Source organism: Sulfuricurvum sp. (genome assembly GCF_028710345.1).
In the GTDB taxonomy this organism is placed as follows: domain Bacteria; phylum Campylobacterota; class Campylobacteria; order Campylobacterales; family Sulfurimonadaceae; genus Sulfuricurvum.
Window position 1 is genome coordinate 214,432 of the sequence record NZ_JAQTUH010000003.1, and the last position, 15,526, is coordinate 229,957.

18 protein-coding genes are annotated in these 15,526 nt (G+C 41.7%); 8 read left to right on the top strand and 10 right to left on the bottom strand.

Annotation, left to right across the window (positions count from 1 at the left end):
- Nucleotides 1–10: 10 nt before the first annotated feature.
- The 4 genes from PHC76_RS05715 to nadA form a co-directional block, all read right to left on the bottom strand.
- Nucleotides 11–256, bottom strand: a complete 246-nt coding sequence (locus tag PHC76_RS05715) for a DUF2442 domain-containing protein (protein ID WP_299973488.1) — start codon at nucleotides 254–256, stop codon at nucleotides 11–13.
- Between the two features lie 10 nt (nucleotides 257–266).
- Nucleotides 267–527 carry a DUF4160 domain-containing protein gene (locus tag PHC76_RS05720; RefSeq protein WP_294871052.1) on the bottom strand — a complete coding sequence of 87 codons (261 nt, stop codon included), beginning with the start codon at nucleotides 525–527 and terminating at the stop codon, nucleotides 267–269.
- Nucleotides 528–577: 50 nt separating this feature from the next.
- Nucleotides 578–1,174 (bottom strand): hypothetical protein, encoded by a 597-nt coding sequence (locus tag PHC76_RS05725; protein ID WP_299973485.1) that lies wholly within the window; start codon nucleotides 1,172–1,174, stop codon nucleotides 578–580.
- A 104-nt stretch (nucleotides 1,175–1,278) separates the two neighbouring features.
- Nucleotides 1,279–2,277, bottom strand: a complete 999-nt coding sequence (nadA, locus tag PHC76_RS05730; RefSeq protein WP_299973482.1) for a quinolinate synthase NadA — start codon at nucleotides 2,275–2,277, stop codon at nucleotides 1,279–1,281.
- Between the two features lie 109 nt (nucleotides 2,278–2,386).
- Here nadA and plsY point away from each other — a divergent pair, with 109 nt between their 5' ends.
- The 7 genes from plsY (at nucleotide 2,387) to PHC76_RS05765 (ending at nucleotide 7,936) form a co-directional block, all read left to right on the top strand.
- Nucleotides 2,387–3,001: a glycerol-3-phosphate 1-O-acyltransferase PlsY gene (gene plsY / locus PHC76_RS05735; RefSeq protein WP_299973480.1), complete on the top strand. Its 615-nt coding sequence runs from the start codon at nucleotides 2,387–2,389 to the stop codon at nucleotides 2,999–3,001.
- Entirely contained in the window at nucleotides 2,998–3,342 is a 345-nt protein-coding gene (locus tag PHC76_RS05740) for a dihydroneopterin aldolase (RefSeq protein WP_299973477.1), read from the top strand. Before plsY ends, PHC76_RS05740 begins: the two co-directional genes overlap by 4 nt.
- A 25-nt stretch (nucleotides 3,343–3,367) precedes the next feature.
- Nucleotides 3,368–4,000, top strand: coding sequence for an OmpA family protein (locus PHC76_RS05745; RefSeq protein WP_299973474.1), 633 nt, complete (start codon nucleotides 3,368–3,370; stop codon nucleotides 3,998–4,000).
- A gap of 156 nt (nucleotides 4,001–4,156) precedes the next feature.
- A complete protein-coding gene (gene hsrA, locus PHC76_RS05750) occupies nucleotides 4,157–4,831 on the top strand; it encodes a homeostatic response regulator transcription factor HsrA (protein ID WP_299973471.1) in 675 nt (224 codons plus the stop codon).
- Between the two features lie 27 nt (nucleotides 4,832–4,858).
- The gene (locus PHC76_RS05755) at nucleotides 4,859–6,160 is read left to right on the top strand and encodes a HAMP domain-containing sensor histidine kinase (protein WP_299973469.1); all 1,302 of its coding nucleotides are present in this window, start codon (nucleotides 4,859–4,861) and stop codon (nucleotides 6,158–6,160) included.
- A 57-nt stretch (nucleotides 6,161–6,217) separates the two neighbouring features.
- Nucleotides 6,218–6,475 carry a YfhL family 4Fe-4S dicluster ferredoxin gene (locus tag PHC76_RS05760; RefSeq protein ID WP_299973467.1) on the top strand — a complete coding sequence of 86 codons (258 nt, stop codon included), beginning with the start codon at nucleotides 6,218–6,220 and terminating at the stop codon, nucleotides 6,473–6,475.
- Entirely contained in the window at nucleotides 6,476–7,936 is a 1,461-nt protein-coding gene (locus tag PHC76_RS05765; protein ID WP_299973465.1) for a Ppx/GppA phosphatase family protein, read from the top strand.
- A gap of 79 nt (nucleotides 7,937–8,015) precedes the next feature.
- Here the strand turns inward: PHC76_RS05765 and bamA are convergent, their stop codons facing one another.
- A complete protein-coding gene (gene bamA / locus PHC76_RS05770; protein WP_299973462.1) occupies nucleotides 8,016–10,271 on the bottom strand; it encodes an outer membrane protein assembly factor BamA in 2,256 nt (751 codons plus the stop codon).
- Nucleotides 10,272–10,370: 99 nt separating this feature from the next.
- Here bamA and PHC76_RS05775 point away from each other — a divergent pair, with 99 nt between their 5' ends.
- Nucleotides 10,371–11,207 (top strand): prephenate dehydrogenase, encoded by an 837-nt coding sequence (locus tag PHC76_RS05775; protein ID WP_299973459.1) that lies wholly within the window; start codon nucleotides 10,371–10,373, stop codon nucleotides 11,205–11,207.
- A 142-nt stretch (nucleotides 11,208–11,349) separates the two neighbouring features.
- Here PHC76_RS05775 and PHC76_RS05780 read toward each other — a convergent pair whose 3' ends face one another.
- From PHC76_RS05780 to PHC76_RS05800, 5 genes are all read right to left on the bottom strand, one after another.
- The gene (locus tag PHC76_RS05780) at nucleotides 11,350–12,417 is read right to left on the bottom strand and encodes a tetratricopeptide repeat protein (RefSeq protein ID WP_299973456.1); all 1,068 of its coding nucleotides are present in this window, start codon (nucleotides 12,415–12,417) and stop codon (nucleotides 11,350–11,352) included.
- Nucleotides 12,414–13,142: a hypothetical protein gene (locus PHC76_RS05785; protein ID WP_299973453.1), complete on the bottom strand. Its 729-nt coding sequence runs from the start codon at nucleotides 13,140–13,142 to the stop codon at nucleotides 12,414–12,416. Before PHC76_RS05785 ends, PHC76_RS05780 begins: the two co-directional genes overlap by 4 nt.
- The gene (locus tag PHC76_RS05790; RefSeq protein ID WP_299973450.1) at nucleotides 13,135–13,533 is read right to left on the bottom strand and encodes a hypothetical protein; all 399 of its coding nucleotides are present in this window, start codon (nucleotides 13,531–13,533) and stop codon (nucleotides 13,135–13,137) included. Before PHC76_RS05790 ends, PHC76_RS05785 begins: the two co-directional genes overlap by 8 nt.
- Entirely contained in the window at nucleotides 13,530–14,363 is an 834-nt protein-coding gene (locus PHC76_RS05795) for a DUF58 domain-containing protein (RefSeq protein WP_299973447.1), read from the bottom strand. Before PHC76_RS05795 ends, PHC76_RS05790 begins: the two co-directional genes overlap by 4 nt.
- A 132-nt stretch (nucleotides 14,364–14,495) precedes the next feature.
- The gene (locus tag PHC76_RS05800; protein WP_299973444.1) at nucleotides 14,496–15,443 is read right to left on the bottom strand and encodes a MoxR family ATPase; all 948 of its coding nucleotides are present in this window, start codon (nucleotides 15,441–15,443) and stop codon (nucleotides 14,496–14,498) included.
- Between the last annotated feature and the right edge of the window lie 83 nt (nucleotides 15,444–15,526).

The window sequence follows — 15,526 nt, forward strand, 5'->3', positions numbered from 1 at the left end:
ACCTTGCCAGTCACCCAGCCATCTCATACAGTCGTTCAGGTGCAATATCAGCACCATTTACCCACACAATCGTGTCTAAATCACTATCAAAATGAACCGTTTGAAAAACGTCTAACTCTTTTAATGGAGCAAAAACGGTCTCGTCGTTTTTTGATTTGATATAATTTTCTAAATCAATTTCTGATTCTTTACCGTCATTAAAACGGACGAATACTCGATAATCACCACGATATACGGCATCAACTAACCAAATCATTACCTACCTCCTATACCAAAGGTTCTATTTTTTGTGGTTCTTTACCTGCTCGGGCAAGTTCCCAATCCGCAAGCAATTCATCACGATGATCATAAGCCCATTCAAGAACCAAAGAAACAACTTTTTTGGGTAAATTTCCTTCTTGAATTTTTAACTCATGGATGAGGAAACTTGCTCGATATTCATTGTATTTTACATGAAAATGAGGAGGGTTGTGTTCATCATAGTAAAATGAGATGATGATCCCTAAAAAACGGCTCACTTCTGGCATCTATCCCTCCCCTTCGTAATTGGATAAATTATATCCCAAAACTGATAGTTTTATATTTTTTTTGTCTTTAGATATTGCAAAATATTATTCCAATCATCTTTATAATAATTTTTTATAAAAGTTTTAATACTTTTTATCTCTCTCATTTTCCGTTTTTCTAGCGCAATCATACGACTGTCGTCATCTAACATTTCTGTCAATTTTTGAAGATTGTGTTCATCCTCTACAGTTCGATTAGAAATACTTTTTAACCAACGTTCTTCATCTATTGCTTGCGCTATCAGATCCAAATAATCCTTAGGTAAGTCATCGTGAGAATAATAGACCACATTACCACTCTTTTGGATATATATCTCATTCAATATTACACAATCTGAGTTAAGATCTTTTATAAGTTGATTGTGAATAGTTATATCTATTTTTTGACCTTCATAACTATTCCAATTATGTGGAGCATATATATTATTATGTTCGATAAGACCAAAATGAATATCTATATCAATATGATAATATCGATGCAAATAATATTTTAGTATGAATGGTATCCGGTTACAAGCACCTTTAATATTATCTTCTTCAATTTTATCTGCTATTAAAGTACTGATCTTTTTAATTATTTCTTGGGCAGATAAGGGGTTTTTATTCATAGTAAGTCATCTTCTTTTTTATAACTAGATTCCCGTTCGCCCTGAGCCTGTCGAAGGGTGAGAAAAGTTCATGGTTCGACTAGCTCAGGGCGAACGGAAATTTACTATAACGCCATCATTCTCTCTAATGCGATTTTCGCCCAATATGCCGTATCTTCATCGACAAAAATCTCATTAATCGGTTCACCGTCCTCAATCGCTTTGAGCGTATTGTACAAATCTTCCAATGTCGTCTCGTTCATCGTCGGACATTCGGGCTTGGTCGAGGAGAGGATATACGTATTGGATGGGCGGAGGCGGTTGACCATGTTAAACTCCGTCCCTACCGCCACTTTTTGCTCTGCGGGGAGTTCGGTGATGTATTTGATAAGTTGCGAAGTCGATCCGACGAAATCGGCACGGTCACAAATAGCAGGATCACATTCAGGGTGGACAGCGATCAAAATTCCGGGATATTTGTTGCGGTAAAACTCGATGTCATCGACGCTAAAGAGCTGATGGACGGAGCAAAATCCGTCGTAGCAAATGATATCGGCTTCTTTGGGATCGGTTCCATCACCGAGTACGCACGATTTGAGTCCCATCATATTGGCGATATTTTGTCCTAAACAGCGATCAGGGACGAAAAGGATTTTTTTACCTTCTGCGAGTGCATTGGTAATAATCGTTTTGGCATTGGAGCTGGTGCACACCATTCCACCCATTTTTCCGACGCGAGCTTTTACCGCCGCATCAGAGTTGATATAGGTGATCGGGAGGATGTTTTCCGCTTTGATCCCTGCATCTTCGAGTTTTTGAATCGATTGGTCATAATACAATCCATCAATCATTTTTGCCATCGCGCAACAGGCGATTTTCGGCATTACAACCCGTTTGTGGGGGCTGAGGATTTTGACACTTTGTCCCATAAATCCGACACCGCAAAACACGACAAACTCTTTATCATCCGCCATCGTCCGTTTCGCCAGTTCTAACGAATCACCCGTAATATCCCCCATCTCAAACACTTCATCACGTTGATAAAAGTGCGCCACTACAGTGACACTGAGACGATTTTTTAAATCCATAATTTTTTGTTTATATTCTTCTGCGGTAGTTTTCAAAACCGTTCCTTCATATTCGTTAAAACGATATTATAGCTTTTTTAGCTATCTGTTACGATTATTCAATTATAATTGCCGAACAAATTTATATATTAAAGAGTCATGACTTATGGATTTATTCTTCAACCACAACGTACAAATGTATCTCGTAGCGTATCTTTTAGGGGGAATCCCCTTTGGTCTTCTGTTGGCAAAAATGTTTGCAGGTGTCAATATCAAAGAATCGGGTTCAGGGAGTATCGGAGCAACCAATGTTTTACGTGTTGTCAAAGAGACTAACCCCTCTCTCGCCAAAAAATTGGGAGCCGCAACCTTAGCACTCGATGCTCTCAAAGGAATTTTGGTAGTTCTCGCCGCTAAATATTTTGGATTCGATGAGAGTGTCCAATGGCTCGTTGCGGTTCTCGCCGTTTTAGGTCACTGCTTTAGCCCTTATATGTGGTTTGAAGGGGGTAAAGGGGTGGCAACAGGTATGGGCGTTATGGCGGTTATGCTCCCCATCCAGACAGCAATCGCCTTGGTTGTATGGGCAATTGCGGCAAAAACTATCCGCATTTCATCATTGTCGTCGATGCTCGGTCTTCTTGCACTTATCATCGCCTCATTCGTAATGCAACCTGAACTGTTTCACGCTCCAGTTCTTTTTATCTCTTTTATTATCTTTTACAAACACATTCCCAATTTCGTCCGCTTATTTAAAGGGGAAGAGAAACGGGTAGCATGAAAATTTTAATCGAGAATCTCACCTTTGAGTCAATTATCGGGATTCTTGATCATGAACGTACAACCCCTCAAACCGTACAGGTTGATTGTACAATCGATTACCATTACTCTTTGAACTACTTTATCAACTATGCCGATGTTGTACACCTCATTCAAACCACTATGGATAAAGAAAAATTTGAGTTGATCGAAGAGGCATTGGAATCTCTCTCCAAAATCCTCAAAGATGCTTTTCCCCGTATTCATACACTCGAATTAACCATTCGTAAACCCAATATTCTTCCAAATTGCACGGTAGGCGTTTCCTATAGTAAACAATTTATTCACAATAATCCATTATAATTTCAAAAAAACAAGGATTTTCACTATGAAACGAACTTCAATATCTCTCCTCATGGCAGGCTTTTTATTCATCGGATGCGCTGAAAGCGGTCTTACCAAAGCGCAAACAGGTGCCCTCATTGGAGGCTTAGCAGGTGCTGTAGCAGGTAAAAGTACTAGCAACCATAGCAATAAGCGCGCCGTTATCGGTGGAGCAGTCGGTGCACTTGCTGGATACGGCATTGGTGCCTATATGGACAAACAACAAGCTGATTTAAATCAAGAGCTTAAAGGGAGTGGTGTCCAAGTAGACCGTCAAGGAAATAACATTAATCTCAATATGCCTGGTGGAATTACATTTGATACGGCACAAGCAAATATCAAACCTAACTTCACATCGGTTTTAGATGATATTGCTAATATCATGAGCAAATATCCGGAAACTAAGATTGAAGTTCAAGGGCATACCGATAATGTAGGAAGTGATACAAACAACCTTACTCTCTCTCAATTACGTGCACAAAGTGTTGCTACCTACCTCACCTCACACGGCGTAGACTCTTCCCGTATTAAATCGGTCGGATATGGTGAGAGTATGCCAAAAGCGTCTAACGATACACCAGCAGGTCGTGAATCTAACCGACGTGTTGAAATTAAAATCGTTCCAAATCCTGCATAAGAGTTTTTACCTCCCTTAAAATGGGGTGTAAAAACCCCAAAAAATACACCAACTCTGTTCAAAATCATTTCATTTTTTAAAAATTATTTAAAAATAGTTTAAAAATTTCTAAAACTATGGTATGATTTCGGGAAAATTTCACCTAGAGGAATGTGAATGCGTATTCTGATCATTGAAGATGAAGTAACCCTCAATAAAACCCTAGCAGAAGGGCTAAAAGAGTTCGGCTACCAAAGCGATGTCGTTGAGACACTAAAAGACGGTGAGTATTATCTCGATATCCGTAACTATGACCTAATTTTAATGGATTGGATGCTTCCTGATGGTAACAGCGTCGATATCATCCCTGATATCAAACACAACACTCCTAAAACAGTCGTTGTTGTACTTTCTGCACGTGATGATAATGAAAGTGAGATCGAAGCACTCCGTGCCGGTGCGGATGATTATATCCGTAAACCGTTCGATTTTGACGTATTGATCGCCCGTATCGAAGCACGTTTACGTTTTGGTGGTAGTAATATCATCGAAATTGATGATTTGACGATTAATCCTGAAGAGGAAAAAATCATCTATAAAGAAAAAGAGATTGAACTTAAAGGGAAACCTTTCGAAGTATTGACCCACCTTGCTCGTCACCGTGATCAAATCGTCTCTAAAGAACAACTTCTTGATGCTATCTGGGAAGAACCTGAATTGGTTACACCAAACGTTATTGAGGTTGCTATCAACCAAATCCGTCAAAAAATGGATAAACCACTCGGTATTACTACGATTGAAACCGTTCGTCGTCGCGGATACCGTTTTTGCTTCCCTAAAGAAGTAAATTAACTTTTGCTATCATAAAAGGGACGGATTATGTTTTCAAAACGGAGCATAAGACGTCGTTTTTTACTTCAACTCATTGTCGCATCTGCGGCACTGGTTTTACTTTTTTCTTCATCACTCTATCTCTTTATCAAACAATCCATTTATGACGAAAAACAAGCTGATTTGGTTCGTACCGCGCAAAATATTTGTACCTCAAAATCGCTTATCTCTTCACAACAAAACAATCCTGAACTTTTATTAGGACTTAACGTAGAGCTTATAACTCTCCATAAAGAGGAGAACTTACTCGAGTTTTATGAAACACCAAAAGAGAATAAAAGAACCGATCTTACCCTTGTCTATCCTTTTGATTTTGAACACTCAACCTACCTCAAAGTGAGTCGCGATATTACCTCAACCAAACTATTACTCAAAAAAATTCTCCGCTCTATTTTTTTGATTAATGCTTTTGGGTTTATCGTTATTATCCTCTACGCTATCGCTTTTTCTAAAATGCTTATTGCCCCTGTCAGTGCCCTCAGCCGCCGTCTTGCCAACATGAATGAGCACTTACTGCGTCCTATTGCCGTAGAACACCTCCCAGAGGAGTTTGAACCGTTGGGGGAAACACTTAACCGCCTGATGGGACGGATTCAGAATTTTGTCAAATATCAAAAGGAGCTTTTTATCGGAGCTGCCCATGAGCTTAAAACCCCTCTTGCCGTTATCAAACTCAAAAATCAAGTAACACTCATCAAAAAACGCTCTCCTGAAGAGTACATCGAAGCGATAAGAATCACCAACCAAAGTGTCGATGAGATGAATAAGATTGTCGCCAATATCCTCAACATCGGTCGCCAAGAGGGGGCTCAACTGGAAATGCCTTCCGAAGCCGATATTATCAAAGTACTCAAAAAGTGGGAGGGGGATTTTACCCTTTTAGCAAACAGTGAAAATAAACATCTCCAAACCCATTTTGAACCGGAGAGTTTTAGTGCCGTATTGCAAGTGACGCTACTGAATCAAATACTCCAAAACTTTTTACAAAATGCCCTTAAATTTACCCCTGAGGGGAGAACTATCATCTTCCAAAGTTCCCTTGATGGTAACAATATTATTATCGAAGTGATTGACGAGGGGTGCGGAATCGATGACACTGTTGATCTTTTTGCCCCTTTTATGCGTCAGGGGAGCAAATCGGGGGTTGGATTGGGACTGTTTTTGGCTAAAAGTGCGGCAGAAGCAATCGGAGCACAAATTACCCTTACTAATCGTAATGACGGCTTTGAGGGAACCATTGCCAAGCTTATCCTCCCATCAAAACTCTATTGTTTGCTTCCTACAAGATAGAGTTAAGCTACCTTTTGTTATAAATCGCGCACTATACTTTACACTAAGGTTTACTATATGCCATTAATTATCGTCGATGAATGTATCGCATGTGATGCATGCCGTGAAGAGTGTCCTATGGATGCGATCGAAGAGGGCGATCCGATTTATGTGATTGATCCGGATCGTTGTACAGAGTGCGTAGGAACGTATGATGAGCCTGCATGTATTGCAGTATGTCCTGTTGATTGTATTATTCCCGATAAAGACAACGTAGAGACTATGCAAGAGCTCTTGTATAAACATAAACAACTCACTGAAGAAGATACAGAATAGATGGCACAATGTACCGCCGTCATTGACATTGGGTCAAACTCAATGCGTATGGCGGTATTTCAAAAAACCAGCCGTTTCGCGTTTCATATTATTCATGAAGTTAAAAGTTCTGTCCGTTTAGCAGAGCATGCCTATAATAACGGCGGTTTTCTACAACAAGAGGCGATGGATAGAGCATCGAATGCGCTGGGTGAATTTTTACTCATAGCCCACTCGTTTAAAGCACGTAAAATTTTATGCGTTGCCACCTCTGCACTTCGTGATGCCCCCAATAAAGCTGATTTTATCCGACGTATTCAAAATGAACACTCCCTATCGATCAAAGTAATTGATGGAGATAAAGAGGCATATTTCGGAGGGATCGCCTGTGCAAATCTCCTCCCAAAGATTAATGCTATTGCGGTGGATGTTGGGGGAGGTTCCAGTGAGTTTGCCCTACTCCATGAGGGGAAAGTAACTCAAACCATCTCATTAAATATTGGTACGGTTCGACTCAAAGAGCTTTTTATGGATCAAGAAGATTTTGCCGGAGCGATTTCTTACATCGATCAAGCACTAAATGAGCTTCCATTTGAGGTATGTGAGACACTGATCGGCATCGGCGGAACATTTCGTGCCATGACGCATGCCCTAATGAAAAAAGAGGATTATCCCCTCAAAAAAATGCATGGTTACTCTGTTAATGATAAATCCTTTGAAAATCTCTGTAACGCCATCCTCGATGCAACGCCTAAAAAGCTTAAAGCCCTTAACATCAAAGCTGAACGGTTTGATACAATCAAATCAGGGGCATTAATTTTTGCACGTATTCTTAAACGGCTCAATGCAAAAACACTATTATGTAGCGGTGCTGGGATTCGTGAAGGGGTCTTTTTAAGCGATCTTTTACGCCACTCTTCCCATAAGTTCCCTGCCAATTACAATCCAAGCGTCCGTTATCTGCTCGATACCTACGCAACGCACTCCCATCATGGAGTGGAGTGTTCAACATTGGTTAAACGACTCTTTGATATCACATACGATTATCTCGGTTTAGACCCTAAATGGAGAAGTACCCTCGTGATAGCGGCAAAACTTCTCCCTATAGGGATAGGGATTCGCTACTATGCCTATCAAAAACATAGCCATTTCTTAGCCCTCAGTGCACTCGACTATGGATTTTGGCACACAGACATAGCCCTAATATCACATCTGCTTCTCTTTAAAAAAGGGGTGGAATCTGCCGATCTCATCCCTAAAAACAGTTACGAATCACTTCTCCCTGATGATAAAACTCTTAATTCGCTTCATGCATTGCTATGGCTTTCCCATATTTTATTAGCGGGTCGATACAGTGCTCAGAGTTTTGAGTTGTCCTTAGAAAACTCTCTCCTTACAATACAAGCACCCCATCTCTATCTCGCACAAGAACAACTCAAAAATATTGTTCTCCCAAAAAATCTAACGGTGGTAGTTGCTTAAATTAGGAATTAGAGAGTTGTGGAGTAATTTGTCTCTGCAACTCTAAAACGGATATATCCGTTTTAGTGCATAACATCAATTAGAATCTCTGTCCAATCGTAAATTCGAAGTGGTTTATATCATCACCCGGCTTACTGCCGATAGCATTGGCAAAAACCAGTTGTAACGGTCCTACAGGGCTAAACCACTCTAATGATATCCCATAGCCCCCCCGTTTAATCTCATTTAAACTACTTTCACCGATCATCCCATAATCGACAAATGCCGTTGCCCGCATTTTGGCTTCCGGAACGAGAGGGACACTTAACTCAAAGCTGTTAGAGAAGGTTTGAGTTCCCCCTATTAGATCCAATTTGCCATTATTATCCGAATCCGCTCCACTGTTCGGTGATAAAGAATACGATTGGTAACCGCGTACCGAGCCGATCCCCCCCATATAAAACTTTTCACCCAGCTTCATCCCCTCAGAATCCAAGCATTTGGCATATTTATAACGGGATTTATAACGGAGAATCAAATCAAAATCGGTCCATTTTTGGAGCCCTTGATAGACATTAAAGCTGGTTTGGCTTTTCCAAAAACTGGTATCTCCCCCCAACCCGGCAACTTCAAAACCTTGGGAAAGTGCTATCCCCTCACGCGGAGTATAATAATCATCAGTATTATCGTAGGTAGCAGAGAGGCTTATCGAGCTTTTGGCGTAGCTTTGATAAAGATAGGAATTGACCATCGAAGTATTCATATCGCTGTATCGATTTTGAGAGTAGTTATATCCGATGTACCCATTGGTATAACGGTTAAATTTATGCCCTGCCCCGACACTGATCCCATCAGATTTAATGGTATAACTATCGTATTCGGTCGATGTTTTGGATACAGAGAAATTACCGCTAAAATCACTATCGTTGAGACGTGGATTGGTGATATTAAATGAATAGTTACGGGTACGTTGAGATTTTTCTAAATTTAACCCCATAGTGATACCTGAACCAAAAATATTGCGATCACTTATCGCGACACTAAGTAAGATTCCCCCATAGCTACCGTATCCGCCGCCGAGCTGAATATTCCCCGTAGGAGCCTCTTTGACTTGGACGATCAAATCCATCGTCTCATCATCAATGCGCTTCTCTTCGATGGTACTGCTCTCAAAATACCCCGTACGTCCCAATGTATTACGAGAGTCTTTAAGATTGGTAAGACTGTACAAATCTCCCGGTGCAAGGAAAAGTTCACGACGCACTATCCGATCAAGTGTACGATTATTTCCGGCAACAATCACATTATTAATGTGTACTTTTTTACCCGGGACAATACGATAGACAACGTCTACCGATTTTCCCTCTTTATCTTTTTTTAGATCGGGTTGAACTTGAACAAACGCATATCCCAAATCGGCAATCTTCGTTTTAATACGCTCTGCATCATCACGAAACGTTTTGATATTAAACGGTTTATTTTTCTCCAGTTTGATGATCTTCAACAATTCTGCATCATCAATGACCGATTCATCTTGAAAAACCAAAATGTCGCTCACCCGATAAATATCCCCTTCAAACACGTTGTAATCCATTTTGGCTTCATAATGATTAAAATCGACAGAGACAAACGGTTGATCCACTTTGGCATCCAAATAACCGTTTTGCATATAGTAATCACGAATACGCATCGGATCATACTGCAACTCGGCAAGTTTCATTTTACCGTCATTACGTCCCCACATCCACCCCATAAATTGTTTCTCTTTATTGGCAGTCATTTTTTCGAAATCATGAGGATCTAACTCATTTACACCATAATACTTAAGCTCTTTAATGATGATTTCTTCACCCTCATTGGCTAAAAAAGTAACTTGCATACTCCCATTATCAAGCTTTTTTGTCTCTACTTCCACCATAGAATCAATCTTACCGTCTTGGTTTAGTGCCTCAATAATACGCTTACGGGTATTTTCGATACGTCGAACATCATACAATGACCCTTTTTCAATTTGCAAAAGTGTTTTTTTTGCCTCTTCGTCGTTATCTTTATACCCTTTGAGTTCTATTTTGGAGATAACCGGCTTCTCTTTAAAATGAAACGTTACCGTCCCATTCTCTTCATCAGCCCAAATATCTTCAAAATATCCCTGATCAAAAAAAGCTTTGACCGTTTTATCTACCTCTATCGGGTCTAACGGTTCCCCTATTTTGACACTGTTAAACCGCTTGGCAACAGAATCTGAGATATGAATCATCCCATCGTATTTAATCGCTTCAACTTTTTGTGTCGATGCGTGGAGAAGAACTGAACAAAGTAGCATTGAGAGGGTGATTTTTTTCAAATGTAAATCCATTTTAGGTGTATATTTAAATTTATTTTACCACCCTATTGGTTAATATTCCGTAAATCTGCTAGAATACGCACAAACAAGAATATATTGAAGGGTTATCGGATGGAGATTGGAATTGTAGGATTGGGACTTATGGGAGGATCGTTAGCACTTTCACTTAAGAAACTCCCCTTCGTCACCTCCGTCGTTGGAAGCGATCACAATCTTGAGCATCAACACACTGCTTTGGAATTGGGTCTTGTCCATGCAATTCTCCCTTTTGAAGAGCTCAAACAACGGTGCGATGTCATTTTCTTCGCCGTCCCTGTCGATGGGGTTATTGCCCTACTCAATCAGTCGGTCGATTTAGCCGGAAGCGATAAAACACTCATCGATTTAGGAAGTACGAAAGCCCTTATCATCGATGCCATCCCCCCTGAAATTCGTCAAAATGTCGTCGCAGCTCATCCGATGACAGGGACAGAACAGTTCGGTCCAAAAGCGGCATTTGAGGGGCTTTATACCGATAAAGTTGTCGTATTGTGCGATTTGGAACACAGTGGTTCGATTCAACGTGATATTGCCCTCAAACTGTTCCGCTCTATCGGGATGCAGATTCATACTATGGGAGCCGCGCAACACGACCGTCATGCCGCGTTTATCAGCCATATGCCCCACGTCATCTCCTACGCTCTCGCCAACACTGTACTGGCACAAGAGGAGAAAGAGAACATCCTCGCCCTCGCCGCAGGGGGATTTCGTTCGATGAGCCGTTTGGCAAAAAGCTCACCCACTATGTGGGAAGATATTTTTCGTCAAAACCGTCAAAATGTCCTCGAAGCGGTTGAACTTTTTGAAGAGGAGCTAAAAACCCTCAAAGAGGCACTCCAAGAGAAAGATTACACAACACTTCACAAAGAGATGAAAGGGGCAAATAAGCTCTATGAGATTTTTAGTTAGCGGTAGATTTATTTCCCGTCATCCTCGGGCTTGACCCGGGGATCCATCCCCATCAAACAAAGCTGGATTCCCGCCTTCGCGGGAATGACGGAAGCAAAATAGACCTCTCAAGAGCTTCTTTTAATAAAATACGTAACATCAGTTAATACCTAAAAAGAGGGGTTTTTCCTTCCCCTATTACCACTTTGTTCTCTTCTATTTTTTTACTTTCAACTCTTTTAGCCTCTTGTTTAACGGACATCTCCGACTCAATCGTTGTTTTCGGCAAACGTTCAAGATTGTATTGTACCCAAGAGCGTAGTTGCGGATTAGTCGTATACACACGCTCATACCAATAACGTGCCCTCTCATAGCGGTGCATCTTAAAGAGAGCATTGGCTCGGTTATACCGTATTTGCGGACTATCATGCATCTCTTGATAGCGGGCAAATAATACCTCGCTCGTACGATAATCCCCTTTTGCATACGCGCTGTAAGCACCGTCTAATAATCTAAAATCGAGTACCCCCGCATCCACATTTCGAGGGGATAGACATATCATCAATCCAATCGCTATCGAAACACTCTGCCGTTTGCTCATCGACGACAGGGCGAATACTATTACCATCATCGCAAGTGCCAGTGGATAATAAAAAAGGGGGATTTTTTCATACATTTCTCCCTTTTTTTGACCATTCTTAACCCTCTTCTCAGCCCCTTTCAAAATGACAGTTTCCCCCTCTAAACGCGTTAATAATTCTTCATCACTTATCAAAGATTGAGTATCTCTCAAATGGTGCACAAACTCTTTTAAAAGCCCCTTATCATCGCTACTGGGAGCTATCCGATAGAGATGCTCATCATACGCTAAAAGTTCGATATTCCCCTCAGCGCTATCAATCTCTATAAGAGCGTTTTTTTTCATCGCTTCAAACTCTGTATTGGGTTGTTGAGCAATATTTAAGACAATTTTTTTCTCTTCTGCACTCTGTTTTACCTTTTCTCCTTGGGCAATTGGGTCACTGAGTGCTAAAATCATCAACCATGCCGCAATAAAAAAAAGGATATTTCTCTCTTTTAAACTCCATGTGTTATCGTTAACCCGCAATTTATCGAGGATATTATCACTAAAATCGTGTTCATGAAGCGGTTTTTGAGACATCCATAAATAAAATAAAATCGAGATAGGAATCCCCATCCAAAAGAAAAATTCGCTATGTTCAAAACTCATAGCAACCCTTTTTGATTTCGTCCATAGAGGTAAACAATCATCGCCATCAACCCTAAAAAGAGAGGATATGCATAAAAATGTTGTGACATGGGATGGGAGGGTTCAATCAAAAGCGGTTTGTGAATAGCGCTTTCTTGTTTCATCCATTCTCGCCAATTATCTTGCGGTACCATAGAGTTTTCAATGTCATGGGGGAGAGAGTGGATAACATATTTGGGGTTATCGGAAAAAACCACAATCCAGTTCCGCTCATTGGTAGGAAAAAAAGATTGAATCGTATAAGTGATAGAGGTGCTTTGTGTGGTGTAGGGGATTTGTCGTATCATCGATAACATTGCCTCATGATCGTAACTCAGAGGAAGTTTGATAGCGGGTGGAAGATAGAACGCGATTTTATCATACGGACGAAGGGCACACCATTGCTCTAATTGCTCAATTTTTTGCGGCGTTAAAGAATCACACACTATCAGTGTCGAATACCCCTCGAACTTGATTGGTTGTTCAATATCCTTGATCGGTGACATACCAGCAACAACCAACGATGCAATCATCACCCATTTGGATATCCACATCCACGCAGGTTTTTTCACCCCTACGTTTTGAAAACGCTCCAGATGGGGAAAATAGAGGGCCGAAGCGCGCAAAGGGCAAAGATTATCACACGCAAAAAAAACAAACAGCAAAAAACTCAGTTTCGGAAATTCGAAATAAATCCCCTCAAACATCAACAATACCTAAATAGAGATGGTAATATCCTAACGTCTCCTCATCAATCATCTCTACTTTTGGAGCATATTTATAGGGCTCTAACCGCTCAAAGAGATTATGAAATGCTTTTTCGGTTCGCTCATTATCATGTGCAAATACTCTCCCAAGCTCACTCATCGCATACGCCGCCCGTTTCGGTTCACCCAAATCAATCGTAGAGAGTTGCTCATATGCAAGACGCCGAACCGATTTTTGACGATGCCGAAGATACTTTAACCCCACAATGAGGGCGGTAATAATCACGACAATAACGACCAAAATAAGTGCAATAAAATAATAGAACGAATAATCGTGTATCTCCGCCAATGGTGCGATATCATTCACAGGGATATTAACCATCTGACTCATACACGCCCCTCAAACAGTCGTCTCAAAGTGACGATAGCATTGCCGTTGGTATAGAGTTTCGTCGCTCTCACCCCTGCTTTGCGAAACGACTCAAAGAGTTCGATATCATGCCCTCTTACCCGCTCCCGATACCGCTTGACACTGTGTCCGTTAAAATCCCCCTCCAATACCGCACCGCTCTCAGGATCGATAAGTGTGGTGTAGCCCATCGGGCTCGGATTCTCTTCGACCAAATCACGGACGACGAGTGCAACCACCTCATGTTTACGTGCCAAAAGACGCAAATCGGGTATCTCGAAAAAATCGCCGATTAACACAATCAAAGAACGGCGAGCAGTTCGACGATAAAGCTCTTTTACCGTATGGTTCAAATCGACACGGTGATGCAGTATCTCAGCATCCAGAACGCTTTGCGTCGCCTGCTGAACCGAAAAACGTTTTTTGGCGGGACGAATCTCGTTTCGCAATGTTTCCGAATAATTGGCATGAGCGAAAACATCCCCGTTTGCTACTGCCGAATAACCTATCAACGCTACCGCTTCGGCAACAGACTCGATTTTAAACTTCTCGGAACCAAAATGAAGCCCCCCACCGAGCAGTGCCACCGTGAGGACATTAAGCTCGCGCTCTTCGCGAAACACTTTGACGTAAGGTTTTCCCATTTTTGCCGTAACGTTCCAGTCGATATGACGGGTATCATCACCGCTCATATATTCACGCAATTCGATGAAGTCAAACCCCTCCCCTCGAAACATCGAAGGGTTGTTACCGATACGATCTCCGATAATCTGGCGACGGGCTTTTATTAAAATCTGACGAGAGTTCTGCATTATTTTACACTCCCCGTCATACCCGAAGGGCACAAGAACCTCTGAGAGGTCCTCGGGCTCGACCCGGGGATCCATCCCAAAAAGCAAAGCTGGATTCCCGCCTTCGCGGGAATGACGAATATAGATTTCTCATTACGGTATCGGTACCGCTTTAACGATCTTCTCAATCAACTCGTCCACGTTTATCCCCTCTGCTTCCGCTTCATAGGAGAGAACCAGACGGTGACGCATCAGCTCTTTGATAACCTGCGCAATATCACTCGGACTTACAAACTCTTTCCCACGTAAAAACGCCACCGCACGAGTTGCTTTAAACATATCGATACTCACACGCGGTGATGCTCCAAATTGCAAATACCCTTTTATCTCACCGAGTCCATACGCTTCGGGTTCACGGGTTGCGGTGACAAGACTAATCATGTATCTCTCCACCTCTTCATCGATGTGGATTGCTTTGACTCTCTCTTTGAGTGCATTTAACGTCGCCGTATCGATGATGGGCTTGATTGCCTCTCCTAGACCCGATCCGACACGCCGTGCGATGGAGAGTTCTTCTTCGGGAGTGTTGTAGCCGACATTGATTTTGAGCATAAAACGATCAAGTTGTGCTTCAGGGAGTGGATAAACACCTTCGTTCTCGATGGGATTTTGGGTCGCCATAACGAGAAACGGAGGGGAGAGTTTAAAACTCTCATCCCCCAGTGTCACCTGTCGCTCCGCCATCACTTCCAGCAGTGCCGATTGCACTTTGGCCGGGGCGCGGTTGATCTCATCGGCGAGAAGGAGATTGGTAAAAATCGGCCCTTTTTTGATTTTGAATCCATTGTTTTGCGGATCATAGACCTCAGCACCCAAAATGTCACTCGGGAGCAAATCAGGGGTAAACTGCACCCGTTTAAATCCCAGTCCCAATGCCGCAGAGAGGGCATTAACGGTCGTTGTTTTCGCTAATCCCGGAACCCCCTCTATCAGGATATGCCCATCACACAGCAACCCGATCAACAACCCGTCGATCATTTTTTCCTGCCCGACGACGACTTTGGCTACTTCGGAGCGTATTTGGTTAATTACATTTATCATAGTGTCACCTTTTTATCTGTTGTGAGTTTACCTTGTTTCTTTTTAGGTTTCTCTTTCCATAGCAATCTGCACCGTCATCCCGT